Genomic DNA, 16,058 nt, shown 5'->3' with positions numbered 1-16,058 from the left:
CCCTACTTCGGGGTGGACCTCGCGTCCAGCCAACTGTTGATCAGCTTGGTGAAGTCCTTGCCGGTCTGCTTGTTGACGAAGGCGATGAACGACGCCCGGTTCTGCTGGGTGTTCTTCTGCGTCTGGACCCACGCCTTGCCGAGCGCGAAGAACTTCGCGTCGCCGAGGGCGTCGTTCAGCTCCTTGAGCATCGCGGCCGGGCAGAGGTAGACGTTGCTCTCCGCGAAGTTCGCCGCCTTGGGCGAGCCGGGCGGGCCCAGCTTGGCGCGCAGCGACGCGTCGGCCTCGCGCAGGTAGCGCTCCAGCTCCGCGTCGCTGAAGTGGTCGATGCTCTGCTGGTAGAGGAACTGCACGTAGGTCGCCCAGCCCTCGTTGAGCCACAGGTCGGTCCAGGTGCTCGGGGTCACCGAGTCGCCGAACCACTGGTGTGCGTACTCGTGGAGCAGGTCCTCCTCGTAGGCGGCCGGGTCGAACTTCGCCGGCTTGCCGCCCATCGTGATCATCTGCTGGGTCTCCATGCCGGAGGCCGAGTCGACGATCACGATGCCGCCGGTGGGGAACGGGTAGGGGCCGAAGCGCTTCTCCAGGAAGCTCAGGAACGCCGGCGACTTCTTCATCGACGGCAGCAGCCGCTCGTCGACGCCGGGGCGGTACCAGTACGTCAGCGGCAGGTTGTGCGGGCCCTTGGCGGTGACCTTCTTGTATTTGCCGACGGCCAGCGTCTGGAGGTAGGACGCCATCGGGTCGGTGCTGCGGTAGCGGAACGTGGTGCCGCTCTGGCCCACCGGGGTGCCCGCCGCGATCGCCGACCAGCCCGCCGGCACGGTCACCGCGATGTCGTAGAGCGCCTTGTCGGACGGCTGGTCGTTCGCCGGGTACCAGGTGAAGGCCCCGAACGGCTCCTGCATCGTCCAGAGGCCGCCGTCCTTGGTGATCGTCAGGCCGAGCGGCTCCACGTCGCTGCGGTGTGACGGCATCGGGGTCGTGGCCGGCTTGCCGTGGTAGTCGACGGCCAGGGTGACCGGTTCATCGCTTTTCACGGCAGCCGGTACGACAAGCTTTTCGCCGGTCACCTTGGCGCCGGACACCGCGGCGCCGTCCACGGTGACTTCGCCCAGCGCGTACGGCTTGAAGTCGAGTTTGATCTGTGGCGCGTCGGCGGTGGGGCGGATGCGCAGCGTGGCCTTGCCGGTGAGCGTTTTGGTCTTGGGCTGCCAGGCGAGCTGGAGGTCGTAGTGCAGGACGTCGAGGGCGGCGGTGCCGTGCTGGGGGTAGAGCTTGTCGGCGACCGGCCGCGACGAGCCGGCCTGCCAGGCGGAGTAGTCGATCGCGGCCTTGGCGGGGGCCGAGGGTGGGGCGGAGGCCGTCGGCGTGACCGGCTCGGGGGTGGGCGTGCCGTCGCAACCGGCGAGCAGAGATGCCGCGGTGAGGGCGACGACGGCGAGGGGAACGCGTCGCATGGCCGCGAACGGTACCTAAATGATCATCCGCCGTGGGGGCGGGTCCTGGGTCACCGGAATTTCTGTCGGTGGGGCCCACTAGTCTTAAAGCCGTTCAGTCGCCAGTCCTTCACCTGGGAGCTCACCGCATGACCACCACCGTGCTGCCCTCATACGAGGACGCCGTTTCGCGTTACGAGCCGGTCATCGGCCTGGAGACCCACGTCGAGCTGGGCACGGCCACCAAGATGTTCTGCGGCTGCCGCACCGACTTCGGCGCCGAGCCCAACACTCAGGTCTGCCCGGTCTGCCTGGCCCTGCCCGGCGCGCTGCCGGTGGCCAACCGGGCCGGCATCGAGGCGACCATCCGGATCGGCCTGGCGCTCAACTGCGACATCGCCACCTGGTGCCGCATGGCGCGCAAGAACTACTTCTACCCCGACATGCCGAAGAACTTCCAGACCTCGCAGTACGACGAGCCGCTGTGCACCGACGGCTACGTCGACGTCGAGTTCGACGGCAAGACCTACCGCATCGGCATCGAGCGCGTGCACCTCGAGGAGGACACGGGCAAGACGCTGCACGTGGGCGGCGCGACCGGCCGCATCCACGGCGCCACCGAGTCGCTCGTCGACTACAACCGCGCCGGCATCCCGCTGGTCGAGATCGTCACCAAGCCGGTGCCGGGCCTCGGCGCGCTCGCCCCCGAGGTGGCCCGGGCCTACGTGACCGAGCTGCGCGACATCATCCGCTCGCTCGGCGTCTCCGACGTGCGCATGGAGCAGGGCTCGCTGCGCTGCGACGTCAACACCTCGCTCAACAAGCCCGGCGAGGAGTGGGGCACCCGCACCGAGACCAAGAACGTCAACTCGCTGCGCTCCGTCGAGCGCGCCGTCCGCTCCGAGATCATCCGGCAGACGTCGGTGCTCGACGAGGGTGGCCGCATCGTGCAGGAGACCCGCCACTTCCACGAGGACCGCGGCGACACCAGCCCCGGCCGCTCCAAGGAGACGGCGACCGACTACCGCTACTTCCCCGAGCCCGACCTGGTGCCGATCGCGCCCGACCCGGCGTGGGTGGCCGAGCTCAAGGCGGCCCTGCCCGAGCGCCCGAGCGCCAAGCGCGCCCGGCTGAGCGAGGAGTGGGGCATCAGCGCGATCGACATGCAGTCCGTGGCCAACGCGGGCGCCGTCGAGCTGATCGAGGAGACCATCGCCGCCGGCGCGTCGCCCGCGGGCGCCCGCAAGTGGTGGATGGGTGAGCTGGCCCGCCGCGCCAACGAGACCGGTGTGGAGCTCGCCGACGTCGGCGCCACGCCCGCTCAGGTCGCCGCCCTGCAAAAGCTGGTCGACGAGGGCAAGCTCAACGACAAGCTGGCCCGCACGGTGCTCGAGGGCGTCGTGGCCGGCGAGGGCGACCCGGCCGAGGTCATGGCCGCCCGTGGCCTCGAGGTCGTCTCCGACACCGGCGCCCTGACCGCCGCCGTCGACGAGGCCATCGCCGCCAACCCCGACATCGCCGCCAAGATCCGCGACGGCAAGGTGGCCGCCGCCGGCGCCCTGGTCGGCGCCGTCATGAAGACCACCCGCGGCCAGGCCGACGCCAAGTCCGTCCGCGAGCTGATCCTCCAGCGTCTCTCCTAGATCAAGAAGAGGTACGGGCGGCCGAACAGCCCTCGGCCACCGAGCCCGGGCCGTGCCGTCCCGGCCTCCTGCCGCGGCCGCCGGGTTGTCCTGCAACGAGGGCAACCCCTGCGGCCGCGCACCCGAGTTGGTCCGGCGGCGCCCCGGGCGGTTGCCGCCGGCCGGGCGGTGTGCGCCCGGCGGGGGGGTCAGACGCCGCCCGGCGGGGTCAGCGTGGCTACCGGTATGACGAGGGTGGGCGGTGTGGGCCCGCGTGGGCGCCGGCGGGCGGGCTCGGGTGGCTGCCGATCCGACGAGGGTGGGCCGTTGTGGTCCCGCGTGGGCGGTCAGGCGCCAGCTGGCGGGGCGGCGCGCGGGCACAGATCCGCCACCCGCAAGGTCACGCCCGCGGCGGCGACCGCACGGTGGATCTGCTCGCGGATCTGCCAGACACCGAACAGCAGCAGCACCACACCGGCCACCCTGATTCCCATCCGGAGGGCGTGCATGCCCAGGCCGGCGGCCGGATCGTCGGCGTAGGAGTCGTCCGCGTTGACGAAGAGCAGGAACGACGCGGGCGGGGAAACGTACGGCCGCGAAGTGGACCTTGTCAATGCGTCAGCGTTGCGGCACCACCGACGTCGAGGGGGACGGGGACTCCGTCTCCTCGGGCTCGGCGCCGACCACGTTGCGCTGCATCTCGACGTTGGACTCGCCGGTGCCGCCCAGCTGGATGTCGTCGTATGCCTTGAGCTGGCGATTCTCGTCGAAGTAGAGGACCGACAGGCTCAACGGGGTCGGCTCCTCCTTCTCCAGGCCGCGCAGGCCGGCGCCGCCCGTGGAACCCTCGACCATCAGGCGGGTCTCCATCGGCTGCTGCGCCGCGCCGTCGGCGGAGGGCGCCGGGGAGGGCGACACGGAGGCGCCCGGCTCCGCGGCCGGCGCGGGCAGCAGGCTCACCTCGCGCTGGTGCTTGTGGCCGGCCAGCACCAGCGGCACCACCCCGGAGAGCGGGGGCGCCATCGCCGGGTCGTGCACAAGCGCGACGTCGACCGTCTTGCCCGAGGCGCGGACCGTGTCGGCGAGCTGGGTGCCGGCGCGCAGCAGCGGGTCGTCGGCCGTGGCGGCCGGGTCCTCCGCCGCCGGGGTCTCGCTCTTGTCGGGGGTGAACTCCGGGTCGCCGATGCCCGCGATGGTCAGGCCGTCCACCTCGGTGATCTGGTTGTCCAGCACGATCGCGTTGTCCTGGCGCTTCACCGCGGCCTGGATCGCTGCCGAGTCGTGGTTGCCGCGGACCCAGATGTACGGGACGCCGACCGAGGGGATCGAGGCCGCGTACCCCGTCTCGGCGCTGCTGCCCCAGTCGACCAGGTCGCCGGTGTCGATCACGGCGTCGATCTCGAAGGTCTGCACCACCGTGCGGATCAGGCCCCACGACGACGGGTTCAGGTGCAGGTCCGAGACGTGCAGGATGCGGGTGGTGTTGCCGGCCGGCTCGTAGACCGGGAGCGCGGAGACCGTCGTGTAGAGGCGGCTCACGTTGCTGACGATCTGCTGGAGCTGGTCGGCGTACTTGCCGTAGTTGTCCGCGATGCGGCGAGCGTCGCCGACCACGGCGGGCGCGTTGACGAGCAGGCCCTCGTATCGTGGCTCGGCGATCGAGTCGGGGCGCAGCGTGCCGGCCGCCAGGCCGAGACTGCCCCCGGTCACCACCAGGGCCGTCACGCCCGCGGCGGCCACCCGGCGCACGTTCCGGAAGATCAGGGCCGAGAGGATCAGCGCGCTGAGCACCGCGATGCCGAGCGTGCGCACGCCGAGCCGGATCACGCCGGTGCGGACGTCCTCGACCGCGTTCTCGCCGGCCGAGCTGATCGCCGTGGGATCGTCGATCAGCGCCTCGGTGCGGCTCTGGTCGAGCGACGCCAGGTTGACCTTGAGGTGGATCGGGCCGCTGTGGCTGTCGAGGTGGAGCGAGCCGAGCGGCGGCAGGTCGACCTCGGTGCCGCCGAACAGCGACGGGCTGATCGACATCTCGGCGCGGAACGGGCCGACGTTGAGGTCGGCGTGCGCGAAGAGCATCGTGCCGACCACCACGCCGCCGACACCGACCAGCGCGATCGCCGCGCCGGTGCGCACCCTGCGGGTCCAGCGGCTGCGGCGCACCCGTCCGGCGAACCGGGCGGTCGCCCGCGCGTATCGGTCAACTGCTGCCCACCCGCGGCGCCACGTCGCCGCCGAGGCCTTGTGCTCGGTCATCGTCGGCTCCCTGCCCCCACCCGCTTCCCGTCAAACCGTGTCACCGGTCAACTGCGGCCGGCGCCACCATCGGAGAAGACCAGCCGAATGATGCGGTCGTCGTCGGTCGCGGGATTGCCGTCGTCCTCCCGGTTGGACGTGCTCACCCAGAGCGAGCCGTCGGGGGCGGCGACGATGCCGCGCAGCCGGCCGTACTCGTCGGTGAGCACCGACTGCGGGGTGCCGAGCACGGTGCCGTTGCCGGTGACGCTCAGCAGGTAGACCCGCTTGCCGGCCAGGCAGGCCGTGGCCACTGTCTGCTCCAGCGCGGCCACGCCGGAGCAGGAGGACTCGGCGATCGGCCAGCTGACCATCGGGTTGGTCAGCTTCGGGTCGGTCGCCGCGCCGTCGGCCTTGGGCCAGCCGTAGTTCTTGCCCTTGACGATCACGTTGAGCTCGCCGGACTTCTTCTGGCCGGTCTCCGTCGCGTACATCCTCTTGGTCTTGTCCCAGGTGATGCCCTGGACGTTGTGGTGACCGGAGGACCAGACGAGCGAGGTCGCCACCGGGTTGCCCGGTGCGGGCTTGCCGGCGGTGGTCATGCGCAGGATCTTGCCGCCGAGGCTCTTCGGGTCCTGCGCGAGCGTGCCAGCGCTCGTGCCGTCGCCCGTCCCCGCGTACAGGAAATTGTCGGGGCCGAAGGCGAGCGCGCCGCCGTTGGCGTCGACGGAGCGCGGGATGCCGGTGAGGATCGGGGTGAGCTTGCCGCCGAGGGTGAGCTTGCCGATCCGGTTGTCCTTGGCCGTCGAGTAGTAGACGTAGACGGTCTTGTCGCTCTCGTACTTCGGCGACACCGCGATGCCGAGCAGGCCGCCGTCGCCCGACGCCTGCACCTCGGCGAGGCGCTGCGCCTCGGTGATGGTCAGGCCGTCCGCGTTGGAGTCGGGACCGATCTCGAGGATGCGGCCGGTGTCGCGCTCGGTGACCAGCGCCGCGCCGTCGGGCAGGAAGGCCATGCCCCACGGGACGTCGAGCGCCCTGGCCAGCACCGTGATGGCGACCTCCTGGGTGCCGCCCTCGGGCTCGCCGGCCTCGCCGGACGGCACGGCGGCCGAGGGCTTGGGCAGGTTGGGCGGGGCGCCCTGCTGATCGGGATCGGGCGGCCCGAAGCTGCACCCCGCGGTGAGCGCGAGCACGGCGACCAGCGCGGCGGCGCCGGCCCGGCCTCGGCGGGAACGCACGATCACTCGACCTCCTCGATCTCGACGCACCCCAGGGTAGCGGCGCAACCTGAGTCAGTCGGCGTCCTTGATCTCCTCGTCGCCGGTGATCTCCTGGCCGTCGGCGGAGATCTTCTGCTTGCCCGCGGCGAGCACGTTCGGCAGGTTGTGGGTGGTCACGGCGGTCAGCTTGATGACGTTGCCGTTGTCGAGCAGGGCGGAGACCTGGCCGCGCTCGTCGGGCGCCAGCTCGGCGATCCGCGGCCACGGCACCCGGGTGCTGCCCACGAGCGCCTTGACGCGCAGCTCGTCCTCGTAGACATCGGTGCCGGCCCGCCACGCCCAGACGAAGAAGACGACGGGGATCAGCAGGATCGGGGTGAGCTCCCACCGGGCGCCGGCGAACGGGATGGCGCCGAGGAACGCCAGCACGGCCGCGACCAGCAGTGCGCCGGTCTTGCGGACGCGGAGAAGGGGCTTAGAGCTCACCCGTTCATTCTCCCACCCGCCTTGTGCGCCATTTATGTCGGACCCTCGGCGCATACTCATCGGCATGACAACGCTGCTCGCGATCGGAACGCAGAAAGGGCTGTTCCTGGCCACCAGCGACGACCGCCGGACCTGGCAAGTGGGACCGGCACAGTTCTCCGGCACGGCGATCTACACGATCGGCGTGGACAACCGGGGTTCCCGGCCGCGGCTTCTCGCCGCGGTGGACAACTCACATTTCGGGCCGAGCGTCGCGGTGAGCGACGACCTGGGCGAGACCTGGGCAGAGCCCGACTCCGCACCCATCGCCTTCCCCGCCGACACCGGCGTCTCCGTCGAGCGCATCTGGCAGATCGTCGCCGGCGAGCCCGGCGTGATCTACGCGGGCTCCCAGCCGTCCGCGCTCTTCCGCTCCACCGACGGCGGCCGCTCCTTCGAGCTCGTGCGCGGCCTGTGGGACCACCCCCACCGCACCGAGTGGGGCGCCGGCTTCGGCGGGCAGGCCATCCACACGATCCTGCCGCACCCCACCGACCCCGCCCGCGTGCTCGTGGCCATGTCCACCGGCGGCGTCTACCGCACCTCCGACGGCGGCGAGACCTGGGCGCCCGCCAACAAGGGCATCAAGGCGTATTTCATGCCCGACCCCTGGCCCGAGTTCGGCCAGTGCGTGCACCGGGTGGCCCGCGACGGCGCCGACCCCGACCGGCTCTACGCGCAAAATCATCACGGTGTCTACCGCTCCACCGACGGCGGCGACTCGTGGCAGTCGATCGCCGACACGCTCCCCAGCGACTTCGGCTTCCCGATGGTGGCCCATCCCTCCCGGCCCGGCGTGATCTGGAACTTCCCGCTGACCGCCGACTCCCAGCGGCATCCCACCGAGCTGCGCTGCCGCGTCTTCCGCTCGACCGACGGCGGCGACAAGTGGGAGGCACAGGAGACGGGGCTGCCCGACGGGCCTTACTACCCCGTGGTGCTGCGCGACGCGATGTGCGCCGACGACGGCAGCCCGGCCGGCGTCTACTTCGGCACCCGGGCCGGCGAGGTCTTCGCGAGTCACGACGAGGGCGAGACGTGGACCATGGTCGCCGCCCACCTGCCCGACGTCCTTTCCGTGCGGGCGGTGTCGGTCTGATGCCGGTCATCCTCGTGCCGGGCGTGCTGCGCGCCGAGGCGGGTGGCGCGTCCCGGCTGGAGATCACCGCGTCGGGCACGCTGGCGGCCGTGTTCGCCGAGGTCGACGAGCGATGGCCCCGGCTCGCCCGGCGCATCCGCGACGAGCAGGGCGCGGTGCGGCGCTACGTCAATGTCTACGTGGACGGTGAGGACAGCCGTCGCACCGCGGGGCTCGAGACCCCGGTGACCGCGAGCTCCGAGATCCAGGTGCTGCCGTCGGTCGCCGGGGGCTGATGTCCATAGCAGACGATCTGGGCGTGCGCGCCTGGTTCACTCGGCCGTAACCTGTTCGAGGGACGCGTCGTTTAACCGGTGCAACGCCCCGACCACCCCCACCCGGCGAGAATCACAGAGGATCGTCGATTTGGCAGTGCCGCCCCCCACCGCACCTGCCACCCGGTTGTCTCATCGCCGGGTGATGGTGCTCGGTGTGCCCGCGGCCCTCGCCATGATCATTCTGCTGGCCGGTGCGACCGGGCTTGTCCCGGGCCGGGTCGCGCTGGCCGTGGCGGTCGGCGGCTACGGGCTCGTCGCCGCCGCGGTCCTCGTCCGCGCCGCCCTGGCGATCCACCACGCCGACGGCACGTTCGTGGCGTGCCGCGGTGCGGGCTTCGTCGGCATGGGCGGCCTCGCGACGGCCCTCACGGCGATCGTGCCCGCCTGGCCGCCGCCGGGGGCGGGAGTGTGGGCGACGGCCGGGCTAGGTGTGGCCGCGGCGTGCTACTCCGTCGGCACCCTGCTGCTCCCCGGCGCCGGGCGCGGCTGGGCGCTGCACAGCCGGCGCGCCTTCGACGGGCTCGGCCTCGGCGTCAGCATCGCCTTCGCCGGATATCTCATCCCGCCGGTCAAGGACGCGCACGCGGCCACCCTGCCGGTCACGCTCATCACCGCCACGGGCATCGCGATCGTGCTGGTCTCGGTGCTGCGCGGCACGCCGCACCGGCGTCCCGCCATCCGCTGCGGCGCCGGGGCGATCACCGTGCTCATCGGGCTGTCCGCCGTCGCCACGCTGGTCACCCTGGGCCGCGGCGACACGGCCGCGCTGGCCCTGATCGGCGTGCCGCTGGTGGCCGGGCTCGCGCTGACGGCCGACGGCGGCTCCCGCCGCGACCTGCCGCTGCCGCCGCTCGAACCGCGCAACCCCGACCAATACCTGGCGAGCTACCCGCTGCTCGCCGTCCCGGCCGCGGTCGGCGTGATCGCGGCGATCTGGCATCTCGTCGAGGTCCGCAGCTTCGACCCGACCAGCATCATCCTCGGCATCGCGATGGTCGCCGTGCTCGTGCTGCGCGAGCTGCTCGTGGTCCGCGACATCCGCAAATACGCGGGACAGCTCCAGACCGCCGAGGCGCACTTCCGCTCGCTGGTGGCCGGCGCCACCGACCTCACCCTCGTGCTCGACGAACAGCTGCGCATCCGCTGGCAGTCGCCGGCCGCGTCCCGCCTGTTCGGCCTCTCCGACGACGAGGTGGTGGGCAAGGCGTTCCGCGACCTGATCCACCCCGACGACGTGGCGGACGCCCAGGAGGTGATCGACTCGGTGCTGGCCGGCGAGCACGCCGACGGCCCGCCCGCGCTGGTCACCGCCCGCCTGCGAGACGGCGCCGAGCTGTGGCGCGACACCGAGTCGACCATCGCCGACCAGCGGTCGGTGCCCGAGGTGGCGGCCCTCGTCGTGCACGTGCGCGACATCGGCGAGCGGCGTCACCTCGAGCGGGCGCTGCACAAGCTGTCGTACACCGATCAGCTCACCGGGCTCGCGAACCGGCGGGCGCTCATGCGTGACCTGCTGGCATACCGGCGCCGCGCGGGCCGGCAGGGCACGCTGCTCGTGATCGACCTGCACGGCCTCGGCGAGATCAACGACGCGCGCGGCCGCGAGACCGGCGACGCGGTCCTCATCGAGGTGGGCCGCCGCCTGCGCGCGCTCCTCGGTGACGACGACGTGCCCGCCCGGCTCGGCGGCGACGAGTTCGCGGTGCTCACCGCCGACGGCGCGGTGCTGGCCTACGCGCTCGCCACCCGCATCGCGACCGTCCTGGCCGAGCCCCACCAACTGCCCGGCGCGGTCGTCGAGGTGCACACCAGCATCGGCCTGGCCGAGCTGGCCGGTGGCGCCGACTCCGACGAGGTGCTGCGCCACGCCGACCTGGCCCGCAAGCGCGCCCGTCAGCTGGGCCTCGACCGCGTGGAGTGGTACGACCCCGACGTCGAGATGAAGCTCAACCGCCGGATGGACCTGGAGCGCGAGGTGCTCGGCGCGGTCGAGCGAGGCGAGCTCGACCTGGTCTTCCAGCCCGTCGTGGGCCTGCGCGACGACCAGCCGGCCGGCGTCGAGGCCCTGCTGCGCTGGCGCCACCCCACCCTCGGCACCATCATGCCGAACGAGCTCCTCCCGATCGCCCGGGCCGTGGGCATCGCCGCCGATCTCGACGAATGGGTCCTCGACACGGCCTGCAAACACCTGTCAGCGTGGTCGACCGGAGACAACGGCTTCTGGCTCTCCATCAACGTGGCCCCGCGCGAGCTACTGACGGCCCGCTTCCCCGACCGGGTCGCCGCCACCCTGCGCCGCTACGGCATCACGCCCGAGCGCCTGGTCATCGAGGTCGCCGAGACATGGATCGCTGAGGACGTCCCGGCGATCGTGGCGTCGCTCTCCGGCCTGCGCAAGCTGGGCGTACGAGCCGCGCTCGACGACTTCGGCGCCGGCCAGGCGTCCCTGTCCCACCTGCGCCGGCTCCCGGTCGACATGCTCAAGCTCGACGCCTCCCTCACCAACACCGCGCCCGAAGCCACCCCCGGCAGCGGCCCCGCGGTCATCGACGTCGTGGTGAGCCTCGGCCGCCGCCTCGGCCTGGAGATCGTCGCCAAGGGCCTGGAAGCACCCGAGCAGATCGATCGCGCCGCCCAGGCCGGCTGCCTCTACGGCCAGGGGTTCGCGCTGGGGCGCCCCGCCCCCGCGGAACGCATCGAGGCCTATCTGGAGAGCCACCGCGCCTGAGTCGGGCGCCTTTGTCGTGCGGGCGGGGCGCAGGTGTGGCGCTCTCAGCCAACGTGTGACCTGTGTTCACGGCGGCCAGGGGTTCGGGTTGGGCTGCCCAGTCGTCGCGGAACGTATCGAGGCTTACCTGGAGAGCCGGCGCGCTTGGTCCGGGCGCCTTGTCGTGCGGGCGGCGCGCTTGATCCGGGCGCCTTGTCGTGCGGGCGGCGCGCTTGATCCGGGCGCCTTGTCGTGCGGGTGCGGCGCGGGCGCGGTGCCCGCAGCGGGCTTGTGAGCCGTGTCCACGACGGCCAGGGAGTTCGCGCTGATCCGCCGCGGAACGCACTGGTGACTCCCTGGCGAGCCGCCGCGCCCTAACTGGGCCCCGTGTCGTGCGGGCGAGGTGCAGACCTGGCGCTATCAGTACCCCCATCCGACCTGCAATCCGCAACCGCGATCGCCGTTCTCCTCGAACGCGCTGGATCGGCGGGCCTCGGTCGACGTCCTCCAGTGGGTGCCCGAAGTTCGCCGACGCGGCGCGCGGGATGTGGAAGGCGGGGTGAAGGGAAGGGCGCACCGACGCTATGTCCGGATGTGGAGGCGGGTCCGTGGAGGAAGCGCTGGTTCTGTGTCCGGATGGCGGGCGGGTGACAAGAGGTGCACTGGCTCTGTGTCCGTGTGTGGCGGCGGGTGGGGAAGGCCCGTTGGTGGGGGTGTGGCGGTGGGTTCGGGGAGGCGCGTTGGTCGGGGTGGCGGTGGGTCCGGGGAGGTTCCGTTGGCCCGGATTTGGCGGCGGGCCGGGGGATGCCCGCTGGCCCGGTGTGGCGGCGGGTCGGGGATGTGCGCTGGCCGGGTGTGGCGGCGGGTCGGGGATGTGCGCTGGCCCGGTGTGGCGGCGGGGCGAGGGATGCGCGCTGGCCCGGTGTGACGGCGGGTCGCGGAGGTGCGCTGGCCCGGTGTGGCGGCGGGTCGGGGATGTGCGCTGGCCGGGTGTGGCGGCGGGGCGGGGGAGCGCGCTGGCCCGGTGTGGCGGCGGGTCGCGGACGTGCGCTGGTTTGGGTGTGCGGCGGGGCCGGAGATGCGCGCTCGTTTCTGCGTCTGGGTTTGGGAGCGGGTGGCCGGAGGCGGGCTGGTTCGTGTCCGGACGTGGGGAGGGCCGGGGCGCGCTGGCCGGAAGGTTGAGGACGGGCGCCAGGGTGGGGTCCGCCGTCCCTGGGCCCGGTTGCTGGAGGCGGCGCCCTATGCCTTGTCGTGGATGGTGATGGCGTAGCCGTCGGGGTCGCGGAAGGTGAAGGTGCGGCCGAACGGGCCGTCGATGGGGGCGGCGACGATCGGCACGCCGGTGGCGGCGAGGTTGTCGTGCAGGGACTGGGCGTCGTCGGCGTGCAGCCACAGGGCGACGCCGGTGCCGGGGTGTGGGGTGGCGGCGTCGAGGTCGACGCCGGGCTGGGGCTCGCGCACGGCGAAGGCGATGGGGGTGGTGGCGAAGACGACGGCGTGCGGCGGGCTGACCGGGGCGCGGCGCAGGCCGAGGCGCTTCTCGTAGAAGTCGGCGGCGGCGTCGAGGTCGCGCACCTGCAGGGCGAGGAAGTCGGGTCCGGTGACCGGCATGGGAGTTCTCCTTACGTGGCTATGTCAGGGTCCTGACATAGCCACACTATGTCAGGATGCTGACATGACGCAAGGAGTGGGCGACCTCGACCTGTCGGTGGGCTACGCGTTAAAGCAGGCGGCGGTCGCGCTGCGCACGGCCATGGACGCGGGGCTGCGGCCGCTGGGGCTGTCGGTGTCGCAGTACTCGTGCCTCGAACTGCTCGGGCAACGGCCCGGCCTGTCCGCGGCCGAGTTGGCGCGGGGCACCTTCGTGACGCGGCAGTCGATGCACGCCGTCCTGCTGGGGCTGGAGGAGCGCGGGCTGCTGGAACGGGCCGCGGCGGCTCCGCAGGGCCGGGCCCTGCCGACACAGCTGACGCAGGCCGGGCGCGAGATTCTCGCCCAGGCGAGCGGCATCGTCGCGGCCGTGGAGGGGCGGATGACCGCCGCGTTGTCGGCGGCCGAGAAGCGGCGCCTGCTCGCCGATCTGGCCGGCTGCGTGGCGGCCCTCAGCGGCGACCGGGAGGAATAGGGCGCGCGAGGCAGGAACGCGGGGCGAAGGGGCGAGGGCCGCCGGTCAAGGGCCGCGGAGGTGCGCCAGCGAGGGTGGCTGGTCAAGGGCCGCGGAGGTGCGGCAGCGAGGGTGGCTGGTCAAGGGCCGCGGAGGTGCGGCAGCGAGGGCGGCTGGGCAAAGGCCACAAAGAGTTCGAGGGGCCACAGAAGGCGGCGTGAAACGGGAGGCCGGCCCAGAGGCGAGGTGGGACCCGGCGCTCCCAGGGTGGGACTGGGAGCGCCGAGCCGGCTCAGTGCACCACGTCGTTGACGCAGCGCAGGACGGGACGGCGGGACAGGGCCGCCGGGTCCAGGTCCACGTCCGAGTCGATCGTGAAGGTGACCGACTCGCCCGGGAGCACGGTCACCGCCGCCCGGTCGGCTTCCGCGGTGGGGTGGAGGCGGTCCGGGAAGAGGGTCAGCGAGCGCAGAATCGTCGCCGCCGTCACGGTGACCCGTGTGGAGCGGCCGCTCTCGACCGAGACCGTGTAGTCGGGGGCGGGCCATGCGATGTCCTTGTCCGCGGCGAAGAACCACCACGTCCGCCGGCCCTCGATCTCGGCGATCACGAACTCCGTCGCCCGGTCGCCCGGGGTGATCAGGTCGGCGGGCAGGGGCAGGGTCACCGCTTCGGAGGGCCCCGCCGTCGCGTCGAGCACCGCCGAGGCCAGGACGTCGCCCGCGAGATTGCGGCGGGTCACCGTGGCCGAGAAGGCCCAGGGGGTACGGCTGTCGTTCACCGCGACGAGCCACGGGTCGCCGGCCGGCGGGACCACCGCGCCCGGCTCGATCTCGGTGAGCGGGCCCCCGGGTTCCAGCGGGGCGCCGGTGCGGGGCTGGAGGGTGACGAGCCGGTCGGCGTAGGCGTCGCGCATCGCGTACCACAAAGGCTTCTTGTGCCCGTCGCCGTCGACGGCGGCCCAGGACGTCACCGGCCAGCAGTCGTTGAGCTGCCACATGATCGCGCCCGTGCAGAGCGGGCGCAGCGACCGGAAGTGCTCGATGCCGAAGGACACCGCGCGGGCCTGGTTGAGCTGGGTCAGGTAGTGCCAGTCGTCGAAGTCGCGCGGCTGCGGCAGGTGGTTGGCGAGGCCGCGGGCGAGCTTCAGGTCGCCGTCGCCCGCCTTCTGGTGGTGCCGCATGCCGGGCGAGTCGGGCGCCAGCGGATCGTCCGAGATGGACCGTCGCAGCGTCGAGTAGGTCGGCGGGCCCTGGAAGCCGAACTCGGCCACGAAGCGCGGGCGGTAGGCGGCGTACTTCGTGTAGTCGTCGGTGTTCCAGACGTCCCAGATGTGCGACGTGCCGTACGCCGGATCGTTCGCGTGCCGGCCGGGCGTGCCCGAGTACGGGCTGCCGGGCCAGTACGGCCGGGTCGGGTCGAGCTCCGCCACGACGCGGGGGAGCAGCTCGTAGTAGTACGCCGCACCCCAGGAGAGCCCGTTCAGGACCGGCTTCCAGTCCCAGTCCTCGTGGCCCCACAGGTTCTCGTTGTTGCCGGTCCAGACCACGAGGCTCGGGTGCGACGCGAGCCGCAGGACGTTGTGCCGCGCCTCCGCCTCGATCTCCGAGCGGAACGGCTCCTCCTCCGGGTACGCCGCGCAGGCGAACAGGAAGTCCTGCCCGACCAGCAAGCCCATCTCGTCGGCGAGGTCGTAGAAGTCGCCGGACTCGTACCGGCCGCCGCCCCAGACGCGCAGGTAGTTGACGTTCGCGTCGGCCGCCTGCCGGAAGCGGGCCGCCAGCCGGTCGCGGGTGACCCGGTTGTCGAAGACGTCGTCGGGGATCCAGTTGACGCCGCGCACGAAGACCGGCACGTCGTTGACGATCAGCGTGTAGCCGTCGCCGGAGGTGTCGACCCGCACCGAGCGGAAGCCGATGCGCCGCGACCAGCGGTCCAGCTCGGCGCCGGACGGGGAGGTGGCGACGACGTCGAGGTCGTACAGGGGCTGGTCGCCATAGCCGCGCGGCCACCACAGCGACGGGTCGTCGACGGTGAGGATCAGCAACGCCTCGGTGCCGTCCACTGTGGCCTGAGCGCTGCGGCCGGCGACCGTCGCGGTGATGGTGACCGGCTCGTCCGAGGCGCGTTCCAGGCGCACGCGCAGCTCGACGCGGCCGGTGCCGTCGGCGACGGTCACCTGCGGGCGCACCTCGGCGAGCCGCGCGACCGTCCAGGTCTCGAGCCCGATCGGCTGCCAGATGCCGGCGGTCACCAGGATCGGTCCCCAGTCCCACCCGAAGTTGCAGGCCTGTTTGCGGATGAAGTTGAACGGCTCGTCGTACGCGTTGGGGCGGTGGCCGAGCCTCCGCTGCTCCGCCTCGGCGTACGCGTAAGCGCTGGTGAACTTGATCTCGAGGGTGTTGGCGCCCTCGCGCAGCAGCGAGCCGACGTCGAAGCGGTAGCCGCGGTGCATGTTGGCGGTCGACCCGACGGGCGAGCCGTTGAGGGTGATCGACGCGATGGTGTCGAGCCCCTCGCAGACCAGGTCGGTGCGGTCGCCGCCGAGCGGGAGGGCGCCGGGTGCGAAGGAGAACGTGGTCGCGTAGTCCCAGTCCGTCCGGCCGATCCAGGCGAGCTTGTTCTCGTTCTCGTCCAGGTAGGGGTCGTCGATCCGCCCGGCCGCGAGCAGGTCGGTGTGCACGCAGCCGGGGACGGTCGCCGGGATGTCCGAGAGGTCACCTCCCGAGACGGTCCAACCTTCGTGCAGGGATCGGTACGAGGTCACGGCTCTCCTTCGCAACGCGG

12 protein-coding genes are annotated in these 16,058 nt (G+C 72.3%); 5 read left to right on the top strand and 7 right to left on the bottom strand.

Annotation, left to right across the window (positions count from 1 at the left end):
- Positions 1-2: 2 nt before the first annotated feature.
- Complete coding sequence (locus tag Ade02nite_RS31145; RefSeq protein ID WP_203771690.1) at positions 3-1,460, bottom strand: M1 family metallopeptidase; 1,458 nt, start codon at positions 1,458-1,460, stop codon at positions 3-5.
- 128 nt (positions 1,461-1,588) lie between these two features.
- On the opposite strand from Ade02nite_RS31145, the gene gatB reads away from it, so the two are divergent.
- Positions 1,589-3,082 (top strand): Asp-tRNA(Asn)/Glu-tRNA(Gln) amidotransferase subunit GatB, encoded by a 1,494-nt coding sequence (gene gatB / locus Ade02nite_RS31140; protein ID WP_203771688.1) that lies wholly within the window; start codon positions 1,589-1,591, stop codon positions 3,080-3,082.
- Between the two features lie 326 nt (positions 3,083-3,408).
- Here gatB and Ade02nite_RS31135 read toward each other — a convergent pair whose 3' ends face one another.
- From Ade02nite_RS31135 to Ade02nite_RS31120, 4 genes are read right to left on the bottom strand one after another with little or no spacing between them, the layout of a single operon-like run.
- A complete protein-coding gene (locus Ade02nite_RS31135) occupies positions 3,409-3,675 on the bottom strand; it encodes a hypothetical protein (protein WP_203771686.1) in 267 nt (88 codons plus the stop codon).
- A gap of 4 nt (positions 3,676-3,679) precedes the next feature.
- Positions 3,680-5,317 (bottom strand): metallophosphoesterase family protein, encoded by a 1,638-nt coding sequence (locus Ade02nite_RS31130; protein WP_203771684.1) that lies wholly within the window; start codon positions 5,315-5,317, stop codon positions 3,680-3,682.
- A 47-nt stretch (positions 5,318-5,364) separates the two neighbouring features.
- Positions 5,365-6,543 carry a PQQ-dependent sugar dehydrogenase gene (locus tag Ade02nite_RS31125; protein ID WP_239169193.1) on the bottom strand — a complete coding sequence of 393 codons (1,179 nt, stop codon included), beginning with the start codon at positions 6,541-6,543 and terminating at the stop codon, positions 5,365-5,367.
- Positions 6,544-6,591: 48 nt separating this feature from the next.
- A complete protein-coding gene (locus Ade02nite_RS31120) occupies positions 6,592-7,005 on the bottom strand; it encodes a PH domain-containing protein (protein ID WP_203771682.1) in 414 nt (137 codons plus the stop codon).
- A 64-nt stretch (positions 7,006-7,069) separates the two neighbouring features.
- Here Ade02nite_RS31120 and Ade02nite_RS31115 point away from each other — a divergent pair, with 64 nt between their 5' ends.
- The 3 genes from Ade02nite_RS31115 to Ade02nite_RS31105 all read left to right on the top strand — a co-directional run bounded on the left by Ade02nite_RS31115 (position 7,070) and on the right by Ade02nite_RS31105 (position 11,188).
- Positions 7,070-8,143 (top strand): WD40/YVTN/BNR-like repeat-containing protein, encoded by a 1,074-nt coding sequence (locus Ade02nite_RS31115; RefSeq protein WP_203771680.1) that lies wholly within the window; start codon positions 7,070-7,072, stop codon positions 8,141-8,143.
- Positions 8,143-8,418 (top strand): MoaD/ThiS family protein, encoded by a 276-nt coding sequence (locus Ade02nite_RS31110; protein ID WP_203771678.1) that lies wholly within the window; start codon positions 8,143-8,145, stop codon positions 8,416-8,418. The genes Ade02nite_RS31115 and Ade02nite_RS31110 overlap by 1 nt, the downstream gene beginning before the upstream one ends.
- 184 nt (positions 8,419-8,602) lie before the next feature.
- A complete protein-coding gene (locus Ade02nite_RS31105; RefSeq protein ID WP_203771744.1) occupies positions 8,603-11,188 on the top strand; it encodes a putative bifunctional diguanylate cyclase/phosphodiesterase in 2,586 nt (861 codons plus the stop codon).
- Between the two features lie 1,218 nt (positions 11,189-12,406).
- On the opposite strand, the gene Ade02nite_RS31100 is transcribed toward Ade02nite_RS31105, so the two are convergent.
- Positions 12,407-12,778: a VOC family protein gene (locus tag Ade02nite_RS31100; protein ID WP_203771676.1), complete on the bottom strand. Its 372-nt coding sequence runs from the start codon at positions 12,776-12,778 to the stop codon at positions 12,407-12,409.
- A gap of 64 nt (positions 12,779-12,842) precedes the next feature.
- Between Ade02nite_RS31100 and Ade02nite_RS31095 the strand changes: the two genes are divergently transcribed.
- On the top strand, positions 12,843-13,292 hold the full coding sequence (locus Ade02nite_RS31095; RefSeq protein ID WP_203771674.1) for a MarR family winged helix-turn-helix transcriptional regulator: 450 nt from the start codon (positions 12,843-12,845) through the stop codon (positions 13,290-13,292).
- Between the two features lie 271 nt (positions 13,293-13,563).
- Here the strand turns inward: Ade02nite_RS31095 and Ade02nite_RS31090 are convergent, their stop codons facing one another.
- The gene (locus Ade02nite_RS31090) at positions 13,564-16,038 is read right to left on the bottom strand and encodes a glycoside hydrolase family 2 protein (protein WP_203771672.1); all 2,475 of its coding nucleotides are present in this window, start codon (positions 16,036-16,038) and stop codon (positions 13,564-13,566) included.
- Between the last annotated feature and the right edge of the window lie 20 nt (positions 16,039-16,058).

Origin of the sequence: Paractinoplanes deccanensis (assembly GCF_016862115.1) — a bacterium.
GTDB classification, from domain to species: Bacteria; Actinomycetota; Actinomycetes; order Mycobacteriales; family Micromonosporaceae; genus Actinoplanes; species Actinoplanes deccanensis.
The sequence above is the reverse complement of the archived record's forward strand: the minus strand, read 5'-3'. Positions and strand labels throughout refer to the sequence as shown.